The sequence below is a fragment of the uncultured Clostridium sp. genome, from assembly GCF_937920395.1.
Taxonomy (GTDB): domain Bacteria; phylum Bacillota; class Clostridia; order Clostridiales; family Clostridiaceae; genus Clostridium_AD.
This window is the reverse complement of record NZ_CALEVF010000042.1, coordinates 1-2475: the sequence shown is the minus strand read 5'-3', so window position 1 is coordinate 2475 and position 2475 is coordinate 1. Positions and strand designations below refer to the sequence as shown.

Here is a 2475-nt window from a genome sequence, read left to right as displayed (position 1 = left end):
TAGTAACGGATCTTGAAAGAATGGCTGATTATGCTGTTGATGTTGCTAAAATTACGATAAGATTAAAAGATGAAAAATATATAAAACAGCTTGTAGATATACCAAAAATGGCTGAAATTGTAGTTCATATGATAAAGGATTCCTTGGATGCATATGTATCAGGTGATATTGAAAAAGCTTATGCTGTATGCAAACGAGATGATGAAGTAGACGATATATACAAAGAAGTGTTTGGTGAACTTTTAAGAATAATGTTTGAAAACCAAGAGACTGTAAACCAAGCTACTCAATTCTTATTTATTTGTAAATGGTTAGAAAGAATTGCTGATCATACAACAAATATATGCGAATGGACAATTTATTTAGTTACTGGTGAAAAAGTTAATTTAAATGAATAATTTTCAAATAAATCACTACTCCACTATAATATAAATGGATATATTTATATTATAGTGGAGTAGTGACTATGAAGAACAAAAGAAATGAAAACTTTTATTGCTCAAAATAAAAATTTTATAGGTTTTATACAAGGACAATGGTATAATAAAGAAAGCAAGTTTTTAAAATTAACTATCATAAAAATTACTGCATCAAGTCTTTAGAAATAATCTTTATTTTTAAAGATTTCCAATAAAGATATGTTAACCGAGGAAAAAAAGAGAGTTTAAATAATCTTTTTCAGTATTTTAAAAGTGAAGATGGTAAAAAAATCATAAGAAAATATTGCATAGAAGCATTTTAATACCTCCCTCTTAGGAGGTATTTTTATTCGGTATTAAATTATATTATAATTTGAAGTATTGATTTTTAAGTGTCGAAAAAACCTCTAGACAAGCGAAATATGGTATTTATCTTCATTTAAAGACAAATACCGTTGACTTAGGTATATAATTCATGTAATATAACTTAATGGAATGCTATAATTTATTGCATAACTAATTTCTTATTATATTAAGATCATATTTAGTCCTAATATAATAATTCTAGTTCCTCATAAAACCTTTTGTTTAAAAGGTTATTGTAAAACAGGAGGTTAAAATGAAAAACCAAATAGCGAAGATACTTCCAGGAAGTATTGCAGAAGAAATTGAGATTGAAGTAGGAGATAGACTAATTAGTATAAATGGCAATAAGGTAATAGATATTATAGATTATAAATTTTTAATTACAGATGAACTTCTTACCATTGAAATTGAAAAAGTTGATGGTGAGATTATTGAAATTGAATTTGAAAAAGATTATGATGAAGATTTGGGGATCCAATTTGTTGATGCCATTTTGGATAAACCAAAGAGCTGTCATAATAATTGTATATTCTGTTTTATTGATCAATTGCCTAGCGGAATGAGGGATACTTTATATTTCAAAGATGATGATTCAAGATTATCATTTTTTCAAGGTAATTTTTTAACACTAACTAATATGAGTGAAGAAGATATTGATAGAATTATTAGATATAAGATAAGCCCTATTAATGTTTCGGTTCATACTACAAATGTTGAACTTAGAAAGAAAATGTTAAATAACAAGTTTGCGGGAAACGTGTATGATAGGTTAAAACGAATGGCTCAGGGTGGTATAAAAATTAATTGTCAAGTGGTTGCGTGTCCTGGCATCAACAATGGGGTAGAACTTATAAAAACTATTAAAGATTTGTATAAGCTTTATCCAAGCATTGAAAATCTAGCTGTTGTACCGGTTGGAGTAACAAAGTACAGGGAAGGCCTGTTTAATTTAACATTGTATGATAAAAAAACTGCAACAGAGGAAATAAAGAGTGTTAAAGAATTACAAGAAAAGTATATTAAAGAAATAGATTCACCTTTTATTAGATTGTCTGATGAATTTTATGTTTTAGCAAATATTGATGTTCCTTGCGAGAAGTTCTATGATGGTTATTCTCAACTTGAAGATGGAATTGGTATGATAAGACTACTTAGAAGTGTTATTGATGAAGATATAGTAAAACTAAAGCTTAACAATAAAGGAAGTTTTACAATTGTAACAGGTCATTCAGCGTATGCAGAAATATTAAAGGTAGCTGAGAAAATAACTGCACGTAATAACAAAATAAATATTGATGTAAAAGAGATAGTAAATGTTTTTTTTGGCGAAACTATTACAGTAGCAGGTCTTTTAACAGGAAATGACATAATCCAGCAACTGACAGGTAAAAAACTCGGTGAATATTTAATACTTCCTAGTAATATGTTCAAAAGCGGATATGAATTAGGAAATAATGATCAACAAATTTTCTTGGATAATATTACAGTAAGTGATCTAGAAAAAAGATTAATTACAAAAGTTTTAATATGTGATTATTCAGGAGAAGATTTAATAAACATAATAAACCAAAATAGTAGGGAGGCAAACTAATGGCAAAACCAATAGTAGCAATAGTAGGAAGACCAAATGTAGGCAAATCTACATTATTTAATAAATTAGCAGGTAAGAGAATATCAATAGTTGAAGATA

Annotated in this window: 3 protein-coding genes; all 3 read left to right on the top strand. The window is 27.6% G+C overall.

Annotated features, from left to right (window positions below; all coding sequences use genetic code 11):
- Positions 1–398, top strand: a 398-nt coding sequence (phoU, locus tag Q0649_RS05045) for a phosphate signaling complex protein PhoU (protein WP_298838277.1), incomplete at its 5' end; no start/stop codon positions are given.
- Positions 399–1038: 640 nt separating this feature from the next.
- Entirely contained in the window at positions 1039–2376 is a 1338-nt protein-coding gene (locus Q0649_RS05040) for a DUF512 domain-containing protein (RefSeq protein ID WP_298838274.1), read from the top strand.
- A partial coding sequence (locus tag Q0649_RS05035; RefSeq protein WP_298838280.1) for a GTPase occupies positions 2376–2475 on the top strand: 100 nt, incomplete at its 3' end. The genes Q0649_RS05040 and Q0649_RS05035, both read left to right, overlap by 1 nt.

What these genes read in the sequence shown, in the direction of transcription:
- Q0649_RS05040 (WP_298838274.1), top strand. Translation starts at nt 1,039, where the DNA reads ATGAAAAACCAAATAGCGAAGATACTTCCAGGAAGTATTGCAGAAGAA.